Annotated in this window: 11 protein-coding genes and 1 rRNA gene; 8 read left to right on the forward strand and 4 right to left on the reverse strand. The window is 73.3% G+C overall.

The window, feature by feature from the left end; genetic code table 11:
• Positions 1–128 precede the first annotated feature (128 nt).
• Positions 129–1841 (reverse strand): carboxyl transferase domain-containing protein, encoded by a 1713-nt coding sequence (locus ACZ47G_RS24425; protein ID WP_465745905.1) that lies wholly within the window; start codon positions 1839–1841, stop codon positions 129–131.
• 133 nt (positions 1842–1974) lie between these two features.
• On the opposite strand from ACZ47G_RS24425, the gene ACZ47G_RS24430 reads away from it, so the two are divergent.
• Both ACZ47G_RS24430 and ACZ47G_RS24435 read left to right on the forward strand, forming a co-directional pair.
• A complete protein-coding gene (locus tag ACZ47G_RS24430; RefSeq protein WP_465745907.1) occupies positions 1975–2676 on the forward strand; it encodes an SACE_7040 family transcriptional regulator in 702 nt (233 codons plus the stop codon).
• Positions 2677–3052: 376 nt separating this feature from the next.
• Positions 3053–7126: an ABC transporter transmembrane domain-containing protein gene (locus tag ACZ47G_RS24435; protein ID WP_465745909.1), complete on the forward strand. Its 4074-nt coding sequence runs from the start codon at positions 3053–3055 to the stop codon at positions 7124–7126.
• 142 nt (positions 7127–7268) lie between these two features.
• Here ACZ47G_RS24435 and ACZ47G_RS24440 read toward each other — a convergent pair whose 3' ends face one another.
• The gene (locus tag ACZ47G_RS24440; protein ID WP_465745911.1) at positions 7269–8213 is read right to left on the reverse strand and encodes an ATP-grasp domain-containing protein; all 945 of its coding nucleotides are present in this window, start codon (positions 8211–8213) and stop codon (positions 7269–7271) included.
• Positions 8214–8348: 135 nt separating this feature from the next.
• Here ACZ47G_RS24440 and ACZ47G_RS24445 point away from each other — a divergent pair, with 135 nt between their 5' ends.
• Positions 8349–8882, forward strand: coding sequence for an NUDIX hydrolase (locus tag ACZ47G_RS24445; RefSeq protein ID WP_465745913.1), 534 nt, complete (start codon positions 8349–8351; stop codon positions 8880–8882).
• Between the two features lie 28 nt (positions 8883–8910).
• Here ACZ47G_RS24445 and ACZ47G_RS24450 read toward each other — a convergent pair whose 3' ends face one another.
• A complete protein-coding gene (locus ACZ47G_RS24450; protein ID WP_465745916.1) occupies positions 8911–10245 on the reverse strand; it encodes a DNA polymerase III subunit gamma/tau domain-containing protein in 1335 nt (444 codons plus the stop codon).
• Positions 10246–10383: 138 nt separating this feature from the next.
• Positions 10384–11421 carry an ABC transporter substrate-binding protein gene (locus ACZ47G_RS24455; protein ID WP_465745950.1) on the reverse strand — a complete coding sequence of 346 codons (1038 nt, stop codon included), beginning with the start codon at positions 11419–11421 and terminating at the stop codon, positions 10384–10386.
• Between the two features lie 144 nt (positions 11422–11565).
• On the opposite strand from ACZ47G_RS24455, the gene ACZ47G_RS24460 reads away from it, so the two are divergent.
• The 5 genes from ACZ47G_RS24460 to ACZ47G_RS24480 all read left to right on the forward strand — a co-directional run.
• On the forward strand, positions 11566–11907 hold the full coding sequence (locus tag ACZ47G_RS24460) for a hypothetical protein (protein ID WP_465745918.1): 342 nt from the start codon (positions 11566–11568) through the stop codon (positions 11905–11907).
• 122 nt (positions 11908–12029) lie between these two features.
• Positions 12030–13163, forward strand: coding sequence for a tryptophan--tRNA ligase (gene trpS, locus ACZ47G_RS24465; protein ID WP_465745920.1), 1134 nt, complete (start codon positions 12030–12032; stop codon positions 13161–13163).
• 145 nt (positions 13164–13308) lie between these two features.
• Complete coding sequence (locus ACZ47G_RS24470; RefSeq protein WP_465745922.1) at positions 13309–14277, forward strand: S66 peptidase family protein; 969 nt, start codon at positions 13309–13311, stop codon at positions 14275–14277.
• A 75-nt stretch (positions 14278–14352) separates the two neighbouring features.
• A complete protein-coding gene (locus ACZ47G_RS24475; protein ID WP_465745924.1) occupies positions 14353–15027 on the forward strand; it encodes a nucleoside/nucleotide kinase family protein in 675 nt (224 codons plus the stop codon).
• A gap of 529 nt (positions 15028–15556) precedes the next feature.
• Positions 15557–15648: ribosomal RNA gene (locus tag ACZ47G_RS24480) — 16S ribosomal RNA — on the forward strand; the annotation flags it as partial.

A 15648-nucleotide genomic window follows, 5' to 3' on the forward strand; every position in this document is an offset into this window, starting at 1 on the left:
GGGTCGAGGGGAGCCGTAAGAAGGAGGTGGCGGTGGGTGGTCGGGTCGCCGACCCGGGTGGGCCGGCGACCCGGGGAGTCACACCCGGAAGAGAGAGGTCACGGACGCAGGGGTGACACGAGGAGGGATCACATGCGGAAGACGCCGTAGGGGGCGGGCGGCGCCAGCGGGGCGTTGGCGCAGGCAGTGAGGGCGAGGCCGACCACGGTGCGGGTGTCCATCGGGTCGATCACGCCGTCGTCCCAGAGCCGGGCGGTGGCGTAGTAGGCGTTGCCCTGGCGCTCGTACTGCTCGCGGACCGGGCGCTTGAAGTCCTCCTCCGCCTCGGCCGGCCACTCCTCGCCGCGCGTTTCCAGCTGGTCGCGGCGGACGGTGGCCAGCACCGAGGCCGCCTGCTCGCCGCCCATCACGGAGATCTTGGCGCCCGGCCACATCCACAGGAAGCGAGGTGAGTAAGCCCGGCCGCACATCGAGTAGTTGCCGGCTCCGTACGAGCCGCCGACCACCACGGTCAGCTTCGGGACCCTGGTGCAGGCGACGGCGTTGACCATCTTGGCGCCGTGCTTGGCGATGCCGCCGGCCTCGTACTGTCGGCCGACCATGAACCCGGTGATGTTCTGCAGGAAGAGGAGGGGGATGCCGCGCTGGTCGCACAATTCGATGAAGTGGGCGCCCTTGACGGCCGATTCGGAGAACAGCACGCCGTTGTTGGCCACGATGCCGACCGGGTGGCCGTGGATCCGGGCGAACCCGGTGACCAGGGTCGCGCCGTACTCGGCCTTGAACTCGGCGAAGCGGCTGCCGTCGACCAGCCGGGCGATCACCTCGCGCACGTCGTAGGGCGTGCGCGGGTCGACCGGGACGGCACCGTACAGTCCGGCCGGGTCGACGGCCGGGGGCTCGACCGGGGTGAGCGGCCACGGCTTGGCCGTGCGCGGGCCCAGCTCGGACACGATGGTGCGGACGATGGAGAGGGCGTGGGCGTCGTCCTCGGCCAGGTGGTCCGTCACGCCCGAGGTACGGGAGTGCAGCTCGCCGCCACCCAGCTCCTCGGCGGTGACCACCTCGCCGGTGGCGGCCTTCACCAGTGGCGGTCCGCCCAGGAAGATCGTGCCCTGGTTGCGGACGATCACCGCCTGGTCGCTCATCGCCGGGACGTACGCGCCACCGGCCGTGCAGGAGCCGAGCACGGCGGCGATCTGCGGGATGCCCGCGGCCGAGAGCCGGGCCTGGTTGTAGAAGATCCGGCCGAAGTGGTCGCGGTCCGGGAAGACCTCGTCCTGCATCGGGAGGAAGGCGCCGCCGGAGTCCACCAGGTAGATGCAGGGGAGGCGGTTCTCCAGCGCGACCTCCTGGGCGCGCAGGTGCTTCTTCACCGTCATCGGGTAGTAGGTACCGCCCTTGACGGTGGCGTCGTTGGCGACCACCACCACCTCGCGGCCGGCGACCCGGCCGATGCCGGCGATCACCCCGGCCGCGGGCGCCGCACCGTCGTACATCCCGTCGGCGGCCAGCGGGGCCAGCTCCAGGAAGGGCGAGGCCGGGTCGAGCAGGGTGTCCACCCGGTCGCGGGGGAGGAGCTTGCCGCGCGAAGTGTGCCGGGCGCGCGCCTTGGCACCCCCGCCGAGGGCGGCCGCGTCGAGCTTCGCCCGCAGTTCGGCTACCAGTGCCTGGTGCGCCTCGGTGTTGGCCCGGTAGGCCGCGGAGCCCGGGTCGGCGGAAGTGCTGAGCCGGGGCGCCGGAGCGGCGGCTCCCGGTGCTGCGGCAGCCGGTGCCGTCGGGGCGCCGTTCGCTGCGCTGAGCCGGACACCGGAGGGTGCGCCGGTGGTTGAGATGACCATTCCCAAGAGCTCCCTTGCCCTCGGCAGCAGGTGGCGGGGCCGAGTGCGGTGCGCCCGCGATCCCCACGTTAATTAACGTTAACTTACCCGCCCAGGTTAACGGTCGATAACCCGACTGTCTACGATGGACGGCATGCCGAACGTCCCCGCAGCCTCCGCGATCCCACGCCGCGACCAGATCCGCCGGGAGGCCGCGCGACTGTTCGCCGCCCGGGGCTTCCTCGGCGTGGGCGTGGACGAGATCGGCAAGGCCGTCGGCATCAGCGGCCCCGGCCTCTACCGCCACTTCGCCGGCAAGGACGCGATGCTCGCCGATCTGCTGATCGGCATCAGCGAGCGCCTGCTGGAGGAGGGGCGCCGCCGGGCGGGTGGCGGTGACGGCCCGACCGCCGCACTGGACGCGCTGATCAGCGGCCACGTCGACTTCGCCCTGAACGACCGCGACCTGATCACCCTGCACGACCGCGAGCTGCTGAACCTCAAGGAGGAGGACCGCCGCACCGTCCGTCGGCTCCAGCGCGGTTACGTGGAGCTGTGGGTGGACGTGGTCCGGCAGGCCCACCCCTCGCTCGCCGCCCCCGCTGCCGAGCCGGTGGCGCGAGCCACCGTGCACGCGGTCTTCGGCCTGATCAACTCGACCCCGCACAGCCTCGGCCCGAACCCGGCTCAGGGCGAGCGGGTCGGTCTGCAGCGCGACGGCATGGCCGCGCTGTTGCACACCCTCGCCCACGGCGCCTTCGCGGCCGCTGCGGACTCCGCCGTGGAAGCCGTCGAAGCCGTCGATGCCGTCGCGGCCGTCGAGGCCGACGTCGACCCGGTGTCCGAGCCTGCCTGAGGCCTGAGCCTGCCCGGGGTCCAGGCCAGCCCGAAGTCTCGGAACCCCAAAGCCCCAAAGCCCCAAAGCCCCAAGGTCCCGAAGTGCCGAAGCCCGAAGCCGCCCGGTCCGGCACCGTCCGCAGCCCTAGGTCCAAAGGATGGCTCCCGCCCGCCCCCGGGCCGCTGGGCGCGGGCCGGGTGGGTCGGCGACTCTTGGGGGGAGGTAAGGGCCCTTGGGTCGTAGCTGTGTTCGAGCGGGAATCACCGCAGGCCGCAGGCTGTTGCCCAATCCGCCGGACCGGACGATCCGGGCCGCCCCGGAATCAGTCCCGGCCGACCCCTCGCGGCCGGAAAACCGTGGCGGCCACCCGACGAAATGGTTAGCATCCCTAAATATGCCCGAGACTCACGGATCCATGGTGGAGCAATCCCCGAGCGGCCCACCGGCCCCCGGCCCCGACCCGGCGACCCCCGGCGGCGGTCCGCAGGCCGCCGACGCACGCCCCGAGCCGGGTGCGACGGCCACCCTGGGCGCGACCGCCACCCCGGGCGTGACCGCCACCCCGGGTCCGACCCCCGCCCCGGACGCGCCCGCCACTCCGAGCGCGGGCACGGCCGCCCCCGCCGACAGCTGGCTGCGCCGCCTGGGCGGCTACAGCTGGCGGTCCCGCCGCAGCCTGCTGCTCGCCTTCGGCGCCTCGCTGCTCGGCATGGCCGTCACCGCGCTGGTGCCGCTGGTCACCAAGCTGATCATCGATGACGTCATCGTCGCCCACACCCGCTCGCTGACCCCGTGGGCGGTGGCGCTGCTGCTCGCCGCCGTGGTGGTCTTCGGCTGCACCCAGGTCCGTCGCTACTACGGCGGCCAACTGGCCCTCGACGTCCAGCACGACATGCGCAGCGACCTGTTCCGCTCGCTCGGCCGGCTCGACGGTCACCGCCAGGACCGCCTGGACACCGGCCAGGTGGTGGGCCGTGCGACCTCCGACCTCCAGCTGATCAACGGCCTGCTGTCGATGCTGCCGATGATGACCGGCTACCTGCTGATGTTCGTGATGTCGCTGGTCGTGATGGTCTGGCTGTCCCCGCCGCTGACCCTGGTCGCCCTGGTCATGGCCCCAGCGCTGTGGTGGGTCAGCGGGCGCAGCCGCAAGCGCCTGTTCCCGGCCACCTGGGCCGCCCAGCAGGAGGCGGCCGCCGTCGCGGGTGTGGTGGACGGCGCGATCGGCGGCGTCCGGGTGGTCAAGGGCTTCGGCCAGGAGGCGCAGGAGCAGGACAAGCTGGAGCGGGTCTCCCGCAACCTGTTCGCCGCCCGGCTCCGGTCGATACGCCTCAACGCCCGTTACAACCCGGCGATGCAGGCGATCCCGGCCCTCGCCCAGGTCGCGGTGCTGGCCTTCGGCGGCTGGCTGGCCGTCGACGGGCGGGTGTCGCTCGGGACGTTCGTCGCCTTCTCCACGTACGTCGCGCAGATGACCGGTCCGGTGCGGATGCTGACCATGGTCATCACGGTCGGCCAGCAGGCCCGGGCGGGCGTCGAGCGCGTCCTGCAGCTGATCGACGAGCGTCCGCTGGTCCAGGAACGACCGGACGCGCGCACCCTGGACCTCACGCACGAGGGCACCGCCGCGGACGGTGGCGCAGCCGGCCCCCGTACCCCTGACGTCGCCCTGGAGTTCGACCGGGTCGAGTTCCGCTACGACCCCGAGCACCCGGCCCCCGTCCTGCACGGCCTCAGTCTGAAGCTGGCCCCCGGCGAGACGCTGGCCCTGGTGGGCGCCTCCGGCTCCGGCAAGTCGACGGTGGCCCAGCTGGTGCCCCGCTTCTACGACCCGGCGGCCGGCGCGGTCCGCCTCTACGGCCACGACCTGCGCGACCTCACCCTGGACTCGGTGCGGGCGACGGTCGGCATCGTCCCCGAGGAGAGCTTCCTGTTCTCGGAGTCGGTCCGCACCAACATCGCCTACGGCCGACCGGACGCCACCGACGAGCAGATCGTCGCCGCCGCGCGCGCCGCCCAGGCCGACGAGTTCGTCCGCGCGCTGCCGGACGGCTACGAGACCAAGGTCGGCGAGCAGGGGCTGACCCTCTCCGGTGGTCAGCGCCAGCGCATCGCCCTGGCCCGGGCGATCCTCACCGACCCCCGGATCCTGCTGCTGGACGACGCCACCTCGGCCGTCGACCCGCAGGTCGAGGCGGAGATCCACGACGCGCTGCGGTCGGTGATGACCGGCCGCACCACCCTGCTGATCGCCCACCGCCGCTCGACCCTCCAACTTGCCGACCGGATCGCCGTCCTGGACCAAGGGCGGCTGCTGGACCTCGGCACCCACGAGGAACTCGAAGCCCGATGTCCCCAGTACCGGGCGCTGATCACCGACCCCGAAGCGGGACGCACCCCCGAAACCCAGCAAGCCCCCGAACCCGGGTCGGCCCCCGAACCCGGGTCGGCCCCCGCACCCGGGTCGGCCGCCGAAGCCCAGCCCGCCGTGGAGCCGGCCACCGGCCAGGACGAGCAGCCCGCGCCGCCCGGTGCGCGGCAGCGGACGGAGCAGCCCGGCCGACCGGCCCCCGTGCTCCCGACCCCCGCCCTCGCCAAGGCGGCCCGCGGCGCCGACCCCGAGCTGCTGGACCAGGTCGCCGCGCTCCCGCCGGCCATCGACGCCCCCGCCGTTCCCCGCGCCGAGGCCGAGGCCGGTGACCCCGACTTCAGCCTGGGCCGACTGCTGCGCCCCTTCCGTGTCCCGCTGTTGATCGCCCTCCTACTGGTCGCGCTCGACGCGGCGGCCGGGCTGGTGCTGCCGGTGCTGATCCGGCACGGCATCGACGAGGGCGTCCGCAAGGGCCTGATGTCGGGCGTCGCGGTGGCCTCGATCACCGCGCTCGTGGTCGTGCTGCTGGACTGGCTGGTGCAGAGCGCCGAGAACCGGGTCAGCGGCCGTACCGGCGAGCGGGTGCTGTACACGCTCCGGCTCAAGATCTTCGCCCACCTCAACCGGCTCGGCCTGGACTACTACGAGCGCGAGTTGACCGGCCGGATCATGACCCGGATGACCACCGACCTGGACTCGCTGACGTCCTTCCTGCAGACCGGCATGGTCACCGCGGTGGTCAGCCTGCTGACCTTCGCCGGGATCTTCGCGGCCCTGCTGATCATCGACGCCGGCCTGGCCCTGGTGGTCTTCGCCGTGCTGCCGCTGCTGGTGATCGCCACCCTGGTGTTCCGGAAGAAGTCCAAGGACCAGTACGAGCGCTCCCGCGACCTGATCAGCACGGTCAACGCGGACCTCCAGGAGAACGTGGCCGGCATGCGGATCGTCCAGGCGTTCCGCCGGCTGGACACCAACACCGACCGCTTCGTGGCCCGCGGCATCGCCTACCGCGAAGCCCGGGTCCGGGCGCAGTTCTACATATCGCTGTACTTCCCGTTCGTGCAGTTCCTCTCCAGCGTGGCCGCCGCACTGGTGCTGATCGTGGGTGCCGCCCGGGTGGACGCGGGCACGCTGACGGTCGGCGCGCTGGTCGCGTACCTGCTCTACATCGACCTGTTCTTCGCCCCGGTCAACCAGCTGTCCCAGGTGTTCGACGGCTACCAGCAGGCCTCGGTGGGCCTCGGCCGGATCCGCGAGCTGCTGCGCACCCCGACCACCACCGCCGAGTCGTCCGACCCCGTCCCGGTGCCGGAGGGGCTGCGCGGGGAGATCAGCTTCGAGGGCGTCGGCTTCGCCTACAACGGGGGCGCGGACGGCGCGCCCGAGGTGCTGAGCGGCGTCGACCTGCGCATTCCCGCCGGTCAGACGGTCGCGCTGGTCGGCGAGACCGGCGCGGGCAAGTCGACGCTGGTCAAGCTGGTCGCGCGGTTCTACGACGCGACCGCGGGCACCGTCCGGGTGGACGGCGTGGACCTCACCCGCTACGACCTGGCCGAGTACCGCCACCGCCTGGGCGTGGTGCCGCAGGAGGCGTACCTGTTCGCGGGCACGGTCCGCGAGGCGATCGCGTACGGCCGTCCGGAGGCCTCGGCGGCCGAGGTGGAGGCGGCGGCCCGGGCGGTCGGCGCGCACGACATGATCGTCCGGCTGTCCGACGGCTACGACCACGAGGTCGCGGGCCGCGGGCGGAACCTCTCGGCGGGCCAGCGCCAGCTGATCGCGCTGGCCCGGGCCGAACTGGTCGACCCGGACATCCTGCTGCTGGACGAGGCCACCGCCGCGCTCGACCTGGCCACCGAGGCCGCCGTCAACCACGCCGCGGACCGGCTCAGCGGCGGCCGCACCACCCTGGTCATCGCCCACCGCCTGACCACCGCCGAACGCGCGGACCGGGTGGTCGTACTGGACCACGGCCGGGTGGTCGAGGACGGTACCCACACCGAACTGCTCGCCCTGGGCGGGACGTACGCCCGGCTCTGGCAGGCGTTCATCGCGGACGGCCACCCGGCCCCGGCCGAGCCGGTCACCACCGGCTGACCCGACCCGTTCGCCGGCCGATCCGAGCCCGCGTACCTGACCGCCGGCCCGACCCGGTCCGCCGGCCGACCCGAGCCTGCGTACCCGACCGCCCGCGTGCCTGCCCGCCCTCCGACCGGGGGGAGGGCAGGCACGCCGCGCGTCAGGCCGCGATCAGCGAGGCCAGCAGGCCCGAGGCGTCGACTCCGCGCGGCAGGTCGCTCACCTGGCCGTCCCCGACCTCCACCACTCGCCAGCCGGAGCCGTCGGCCCGGCGGGCGAGGTCGGTGGTGACGAAGCGGCAGCCGAGTCTTCGCACCAGCGCGGGGACGTCGGTGAGGTCGGGCTCGACGCGCTGGTGCGGGGCGTCCGGGTGCGGCCCGACCAGGATCGGCCGGCCGTCCAGCCACCACACCCGGGCCTCCACGGCCCGTCCGTCGCCTGCGACGGCTGCGCCCGCGACGGCGGCGGTCGGGTCGGCGTCCCGGTCCGGTCCGTCGGCGCGCTCGAACTCCTCGTACCGCCGCAGCACCACCCCGCCGGCCAGGAACTCGCCCTGCAGCTCGACGAACCGCCCGACCACCCGGCCGACGGTCGCGAGGTCCGCCAACTCCGGTACGTAGCAGGCCTCGTGCCACTCGTGCTTGCGCGACTTCACGTAGTCCTTGACGATCGCCGGCCCGCTGCCGCCGAGCCGGGCCACGGCGTCGGCCAGCTCCGCCGGGGTGGGTGCCGCCGTCCCGTCGGACGGGATCCACACGCTGGGCGGGGTAGCCCCGTCGAACACCCCGTACCAGCCGGGGAGTTCGTGCGCCGCCGCGTATCCGGGCGCGCTGGTCAGCAGGTTGCCGCCGCGGGCGGTGAGCGCGGCGGCGAACTCGGCGTACCGGCTGGAGGGGAGCATCCAGCCCCGGTACCAGAGCGGGCCGCCGCCCCGGGGCACCCGCCGGACGGCCTCCTCGGCGTGTCCGGCGAGCAGCGCGTCGTGGTCGACCAGATGGTGCTCGCCGCCCAACTCCCTGAGCAGCCGGGCCTCCCAGGCGAAGTGTGGATCGGGCCGGCGCGGGTTGAGCGGATCGGCGGGGAAGATGATCGAGGGTACGGGCATGGCGGTCAGGGTAAGGCCGGCGGGCCGCCCGCGGCTGCGGTCCGGCGGTGGTCCGCCACCGGTGACCGGCCCAACTGGGCGACGGCGGCGGTGAATCCGGTCGACGGCCGGGCCGGTCGCTGTCAGAGTGTCCCGATGCGAAGACTGCTACGACCACGTACACGCGTACCCCGTCGGGCCGCCCGCACGGTGGTCCTGGACGGGAACGGCTCGGTGTTCCTGCTCCGTTCGGACAACGACGAGGTCGGCGTCCACTGGACCATGCCCGGCGGCGGACTGGAACCGGGCGAGACCCCGCTGATCGGCGCCCGGCGCGAGCTGTGGGAGGAGACCGGCTGGACCGACCTCGAACCGGGCCCGCTGCTCTGCACCTGGGAGCACGACTTCACCTGGCACGGCACCCCGGTCCGCCAGCACGAGCACATCTTCCTCACCAGCGGACCGCACCGCGGCCCGGTCGGTGACGTCAGCGCGGTGCACGCCCAGGACCGGATCCTCGACTGGCGCTGGTGGAGCGAGGCCGACCTCGCCGACGAGCACGCCGACGCGCTCTGGCCGCCCCGGCTACCGGAGTTGCTGGAATCCGTCCGGGCGGGTTGGGCGGTCGACGGGCGCCCTCCGGTGCCCGTCGACCTCGGCTACATCCCGAACGCCCGCCGACGGCCCTAACCGCGCGCGGCCGACGGCTCTAACCGCTCTAACCGCGCCCGCCGCCGCGGCGGGGCGTCCGGCCGTTCGGCCCGCTCTGCCCGCTCTGCCCGTTCGGCCCGTTCAGCCCGTTCTGCCTGGGCGGGCCGGGCTCCCAGCCGTGCAGGTCCAGCTCCCGGTCGTGCAGGGCCCAGGGGTTCATCCGCACCGTCAGCTGGGCGTCGGCCAGTTGCCCGACGGTGAGCCCGGTCTCGGTGACCAGCTGTTCGGTCGACACCGAGACGGCGATGGCGGGACGCCAGGACGGCAGCACGACCAGGCTGGTGCCGCGCCCGACCCGGATCGGTTCGGCCGCCACCCGGACCGGCGTCCGCTCTTCGGGGCGGCCGACGGCCTCCGGCTGGACCGGGCTGCCGCCGATCAGGATGCCGAGCGGTGCTTCACCCCGGGACGTGTCGGGCCCGGACCGGCCGGGCCATGACGCGTCGGGCCATGACGCGTCGGGCCGGGCCATGCCTGGCCATGACGTATCGGTCCAGGACGCATCGGCCCATGCCGTGCCGCCTCCGAGCGCCGGGGCGACGGCCGGGCTCTCCGGCCCGGCCCAGGCGTCCGCCAAGAGCGCGCGCTCGGCGGACGCCGCCGTTGCACCGGTCGGTTCACCCACCCACCCGGCACCCTGCGGCCGAACCCCGGTCGGGTCGGTCGCGGCCGTCTCCCGTGCGGTCGCCTCCTGCCCGGTCCGGTCGGTCCGGTCGGTCGGGTCGGTCCGGGGGTGCATCCGGCGCAGTCGGCGGGAGGGCGACGGCCGCCGCGAGGCGAGGCTCCGGATCTCCTCGCGCGTCGAACGCGGCGCCGGTGCGGGCCGGTTGGCCTCCGACGGCGTCGCCGCCTGCTGGAGCCGGAGGAACCCCGGCCCGGCCTGCTCGACGGGGGCGCTCCCGGTCGGGACCGGGGCCTGCTCCGCGGTCTCGCCGAGCAGCGCCCGCACCTCCTCCACCGGCCGCCGGCACGAGGCCGCCAGTTCGGCGAGCGAGCGCCCCTCCGCGCGCCCGGTCCGCAGCCGCTCGGCGAGCGCCGCGCGGAGCCCGGCGGCCGTCGCGTCGCCGTCGGCGTGGCGGAGCTGCGCCTCGACGTCCTCCGGGGTGCGCGGCTGCGGCACCGAGTCGTGGCGGGCCTGAGTGCCTTCGGCCGCCGTCGCGAGGGAGCAGACCGGCACCGCCGGGGCGGGCGGTCCGGGTGGTCCCGCCGGGGCGGGCGGCCCGTCGGCCTGGGGCGGGGTACCGGCGCCACCCGCGGCCGGTCCGGGCAGGGCGGGGTCCGTGGAGGCGGGGTCGGGGTCGGGGGAGATGAGGTCGGTGGAGGTGGGGTGGAGCGAGGTCATCGGCGGGCCCTTCGGGGGACGGTCCCGATGATCCTCCCGCACCGCGCGACCAGCTCCAAGCGTCATTCCCGGGCGTGTGCGCGCGAGTACGGAGTGATCGCCGGAGGGCCGGCGGCGCTCCCTGCCAGCCGTATCGGCTCAACTGCCGGGCGCGACGAAGCCCTTGAGGTCGGTGAGCACCGCGTTGGCCGCCATGACGCCGAGCCCGAGGAACCAGGTCTCGTCCGAAACCGGCCGGGCCTGACCTGACTTGACCGCGCCGAGCGTCTTCCAGAGTGCGCCCCCGAGCACCGCGTCCTGGTTGGTCGAGCTGGGGCTCCCGTACACGCCGTAGAAGATCCAGTCGGCGTCGGCCTTGTCGATCTGCTCCGGGCTGACCTCCACCGCGAGTTCCTTGACCTGCTCGATCGCGGGCTGCGGTAGCGGCACGTCGGTGAGGATGGTGCCGATGAAGGAGAGTTCGGCGTAGAGCCGGGTGCGGCCCGGCATGAAGCGCAGCGGGGTGATGGTGGGCCGCTTGCCGCCGAGACCGGCGCCGATCGCGGTGGCGGCCGCCTGGTAGGCGTCGAGCTGCGCCTTGGCCTCGGCCTGCAGGCCGAAGGGGCTGGCGTTGAGCAGGAAGTTCTGCTTCCAGGGGTAGCCGGGGCGCAGCGAGAAGACGGTCGGCGCGATCTTCGACAGCTGGGCGTACTGGTCCTGGGCGCGCAGCTGGCTGCCGAGGATCAGGTCGGGCTTGAGTGCGGCGATCGCCTCCAGGTTGAGGCTGTTGATGGTGCCGACGGCGGCCGGGTTGCCGGCCTTGTCCTTCAGGTAGGACGGCAGCGACTTGGAGCCGTCGGTGTGCACGACGCCGACCGGCTGGATGCCGAGCGCGACGACGTTGTCGAGTTCGCCGGTGTCCAGCACCACGACCCGGGTGGGCTTGGCGGGGATGACGGTCTCGCCCATGGCGTGCTTGACGGTGCGCGGGTAGACGCCGGGGGCGGCGTCGGTGCCGAAGTCCTTCATCTTCTCGATGACGGTGGCGTAGTCGTCGCCGCCCTGCTTGACCGACTTCTGGTCGGGCGAGCCGCCGCCGCCAGGCTTCGTGGTACCGCCGCCACTGCTTCCGGAGCCGCCCGAGCTGCCGCAGGCGCTGAGGAGCCCGCCGAGGCCGAGCACGGCGGCGCCGGTCACCCCGGCGGCGAGGAAGCGGCGGCGGGTGGGGGTCCGGCGGGTGGGGGTCTGGCGGGTGGGGGTCTGGCGGGCGGGGGTCGGGCCGTCGGAGTCGGGGGCCACGCGACGCTCCTTCACGGTCGGGATCAAGCGGATCAAAGTTAGGTGAGGCAAACCTATCTTGCCGCCCGCGACACCCTCCGTGCGGGGGTGCTCGCCAAGGAGTCCGGCGGCCTCCTGCTGAGCGCCGTCTTCCTACAGACCCTCACCGACGCGTGGTCCCCCGACTATGGCAGCGGTGCGGTGTTCGGCATCGGCTCGGTGTTCGTGATCGGCGTCGGCATCCTGCTGCTCGGCGCCGGACTGACGACCTGGTACGGCCTGATCCGGTCGGAGTTCTCCGCGGCGGGACGCTGCGCAAGGACACCCCCGCCCTGGTGGTGGAGGACTGACGCTATGGTTGGAGCCATGAAGCGCTTCGTGGGCCTGTGCTGGTGGCCGTCCTAGGACGGCCACCACACTCGCCTGACCAGGGCCGTCCGGGATGGACGGCCCTGTCGCGTATCCCCACGGGACGGGCCCCGCGCCCCGGACGGCCGCCACCATCGCCGTACCGAGGGAGAAACCCGATGACCGCCACCACCTCCACCCCGACCGCCACCACTTCCTTCTCGACCGTCGGCTCCGACGCGACCGCCACCACCTCCGCCCCGACCGCCGACTCCGCCGCGACCGCCGCCGTGCTGACGGCCGCCGACCTGATCGCCGACCCCGGCGCCCACCGCGTCCTCACCGGCGACCGCCCCACCGGCCCGCTGCACCTCGGCCACTACTTCGGCACCCTGCGCAACCGGGTCCGGCTCCAGGACCAGGGCGTCGAGATGTTCGTCCTGGTCGCCGACTACCAGGTCATCACCGACCGCGACATCGCCGACCGGCTCGCCGAGCACACCGAGAACCTCGTCCTCGACTACCTCGCCGCCGGCCTCGACCCCGACCGGGCCACGATCTTCGCCCACAGCGCCGTCCCCGCCCTCAACCAGTTGCTGCTGCCCTTCCTCAGCCTGGTGAGCGTCGCCGAACTGAGCCGCAACCCCACCGTCAAGGACGAGATCGCCCACTCCAGCCAGGCCGCCGTCAACGGACTGATGTTCACCTATCCCGTGCACCAGGCCGCCGACATCCTGTTCTGCAAGGCCGACCTCGTCCCGGTCGGCCAGGACCAGCTGCCCCACCTCGAAGTCGCCCGCACCGTCGCCCGCCGCTTCAACGAGCGCTACCCGCACGCCGACGGCAGCGCCGTCTTCCCCCGCCCCCGGGCGCTGCTCTCCGACACCCCGATGCTGCTCGGCACCGACGGCGGCAAGATGAGCAAGAGCCGCGGCAACGCCGTCCCCCTCGGCGCCGACGAGGACGAGACCGCCCGGATCATCCGCGGCGCGAAGACCGACGCCGACCGCCGCATCACCTACGACCCGGTCGCCCGCCCCGAGGTCTCCGGCCTCGTCCTGCTCGCCGGGCTCTGCCAGGACCGTGCCCCGGAGGCGATCGCCGAGGAGATCGGCGACGGCGGCGCGGCCGCCCTCAAGCGCACCGTCATCGAGTCCGTCAACGAGCACCTCCGCCCGCTGCGCGCCCGTCGCGCCGACCTCGCCGCCGACCGCGGCCACCTGCGCCAGGTCCTGCGCACCGGCGCGGAGCGGGCCAACGCCATCGCCGACGCCACCCTCGCCGAGGTGCGGGAGGTGATGGGCGCGTCCTGAAGGGCCCTCAACCCGTACGGCGCCGACGCGGTCCGCCCGTCCACGGACATCGGCCGCTCGACCGGCGGGCATATCGTCACCGGGCGGCCTCGACCACACCCCGAGGCCGCCCACAGCCCCGCCCCTTCCCCGAAAGGCCCGGTCCATGGACCAGCAACCCACCACGCCCGGCCAGGGACTGACCCGCCCGCCGCAACTGCGCCCCGGCGACCACATCGCCGTCGTCGCCCCCAGCGGCCCGATCGACCCCGCGCGGCTCACCGCCGGCTGCGCACTCCTCCGCTCCTGGGGCCTGCGCGTCACCGTCGCCCCGCACGTCCTCGACACCCACCCCGCCCTCGGCTACCTGGCCGGCACCGACGCCGACCGTGCCGCCGACATCCAGGACGCCTGGCTCGACCCCGCCGTCGACGCCGTCATCTGCGCCCGCGGCGGCTACGGCGTCCACCGGATCGTCGACCTGCTCGACTGGACCGCCATGCGCGCCGCCCGCCCCAAGCCCTTCATCGGCTTCAGCGACGTCAGCTCCCTGCACGAGGCCTTCGCCCAGCGCCTCGGCCTCGCCACCCTCTACGGGCCGATGGCCGCCGCCTCCTCCTTCATCGAGGACGGCCCCACCGCCGAACACCTGCGCCGGACCCTCTTCGACCCCGCCGCCACCACCGTCCTCACCTCACCCACCGCCGGCGCGCTCGTCCCCGGCCGCGCCCACGGCGTCACCGCCGGAGGGTGCGTCCATGTCCTCGCCGCCGAGCGCGGCACCCCCGCCGCCCGCCCCTCCTACGCGGGCAGCATCCTGGTCCTCGAGGACGTGAACGAGCACCCGTACCAGCTGGACCGCCTGCTCACCCAGTTCCTCCGCTCGGGCGCCCTCGACGGGGTGGCCGGCATAGCCCTCGGCTCCTGGGAGGGCTGCGGCCGTCCCGACCGGGTCCGGGATGTGATGCTCGACCGCCTCGGCGGGCTCGGCGTGCCCGTGCTCTGGGAACTGGGCTTCGGCCACTGCACCTCCACCCTGACCGTCCCGCTCGGCGTCCCTGCGGTACTCGACGCGGACGCCGGCACCCTCACCCTGGACCGGCCCGCGCTCGTCCCCCTTTCCGCGCACGCCTGAGCCCGCGCCCGCGCGTGTGCCCGCGCCTGTTCATGAGCCCGTCGTTGGGCCCGGGCCAGTGAGTAGGGTGCGGCCATGAACGAGGACCGCCTCACCGCCCTTGCCCTCGGACTCCTCCGCGGCCCGGGCAGCAACGCCCGTACGATCCTCGGACTTGTCGGCCCGCCCGGGGCCGGCAAGTCCACCCTCGCCCGCCACCTGGTCGCCGCGGTCGAACGCGTCGAAGGCCCCGGCACCGCCGCCTACCTCCCGCTCGACGGCTTCCACCTCTCGGCCGCCCAGCTCGACCGCCTCGGACTGACCCACCGCAAGGGCGCCCCGGCCACCTTCGACGCCCACGGCTACCTCGCCCTGCTGCGCCGGGTCGCCGCCGACCGCTTCCAGGACATCTACGTCCCCGACTTCGACCGCACCCTGGACGAGCCGGTCGCCGCCCGCCACGTCGTCCGCCCGCACACCCGCCTGGTCATCACCGAGGGCAACTACCTCGCCGCCACCGACACCCCCTGGCCGGACGCCCGTCGGCTGCTGCGCGAACTCTGGTACGTCGACACCGATGACACCGTCCGAGAGGAGCGCCTGCTCCGCCGCCACCGCGACGGCGGCCGTGACGAGGCCACCGCGCTGCGTTGGGTCACCGGCAACGACCACCCCAACGGCGAGTACGTGAAGCAGGGCCGTGCGCTCTGCACCCGGACCGTCCCCGGGACGGGTTTGCCCCAGGCGCCCGAGAGGGGTAGTGTTTCCTAGTCGCTCGGCAGGGAGCACCGGACACGCATCGGCGCGGACGGTCCCGGAGCGGCCAATCCCTTGAAACACCACTTCCGGTTCGTACCGGTCGTTTCTCTTTTCGCGTTGCGGCCTGGTGCTTATTCGGCGTGCTCGTTTTATCGGATTGCGGCTGGATTCGCTTTTCGGAGCGGGGATCGGCTAGAGTTTGAAACGTCGGACGGGGCGTCAAGCCCCGGAAGACACCGGCGAGTTGGATGACGAAGCCCCGGAAACGGAGCGGAAAACATCTGATAAGCTGGAAACACGAAAGAACGAAGCGCCCGGAGGGCCCGCTGGAAGGCGGTCCGAAGGAAGCGTCCGTTCCTTGAGAACTCAACAGCGTGCCAAAAGTCAACGCCAGATATGTTGACATCCCCGGCCTCAGATTCTCTGGGGTTGGAGATTCCTTTTGAAACAAACACTAGCGAGGACGCAGTGCGCGGGACCGCCTTATTCCGGTGGTTGCCGTGCCGCTCAACGCGGGTGCTAACCGGATTACCGGTGAACATTCACGGAGAGTTTGATCCTGGCTCAGGACGAACGCTGGCGGCGTGCTTAACACATGCAAGTCGAACGGTGAAGCCCTTCGGGGTGGATCAG

Source organism: Kitasatospora sp. NPDC030952, from assembly GCF_055571335.1.

Bases quoted from the DNA above. Each gene is read 5' to 3' on its own strand.
- ACZ47G_RS24425 (WP_465745905.1), bottom strand. From the start codon at position 1,841: ATGGTCATCTCAACCACCGGCGCACCCTCCGGTGTCCGGCTCAGCGCA.
- ACZ47G_RS24430 (WP_465745907.1), top strand. From the start codon at position 1,975: ATGCCGAACGTCCCCGCAGCCTCCGCGATCCCACGCCGCGACCAGATC.
- ACZ47G_RS24435 (WP_465745909.1), top strand. From the start codon at position 3,053: ATGCCCGAGACTCACGGATCCATGGTGGAGCAATCCCCGAGCGGCCCA.
- ACZ47G_RS24440 (WP_465745911.1), bottom strand. From the start codon at position 8,213: ATGCCCGTACCCTCGATCATCTTCCCCGCCGATCCGCTCAACCCGCGC.
- ACZ47G_RS24445 (WP_465745913.1), top strand. From the start codon at position 8,349: ATGCGAAGACTGCTACGACCACGTACACGCGTACCCCGTCGGGCCGCC.
- ACZ47G_RS24450 (WP_465745916.1), bottom strand. From the start codon at position 10,245: ATGACCTCGCTCCACCCCACCTCCACCGACCTCATCTCCCCCGACCCC.
- trpS (WP_465745920.1), top strand. From the start codon at position 12,030: ATGACCGCCACCACCTCCACCCCGACCGCCACCACTTCCTTCTCGACC.
- ACZ47G_RS24470 (WP_465745922.1), top strand. From the start codon at position 13,309: ATGGACCAGCAACCCACCACGCCCGGCCAGGGACTGACCCGCCCGCCG.
- ACZ47G_RS24475 (WP_465745924.1), top strand. From the start codon at position 14,353: ATGAACGAGGACCGCCTCACCGCCCTTGCCCTCGGACTCCTCCGCGGC.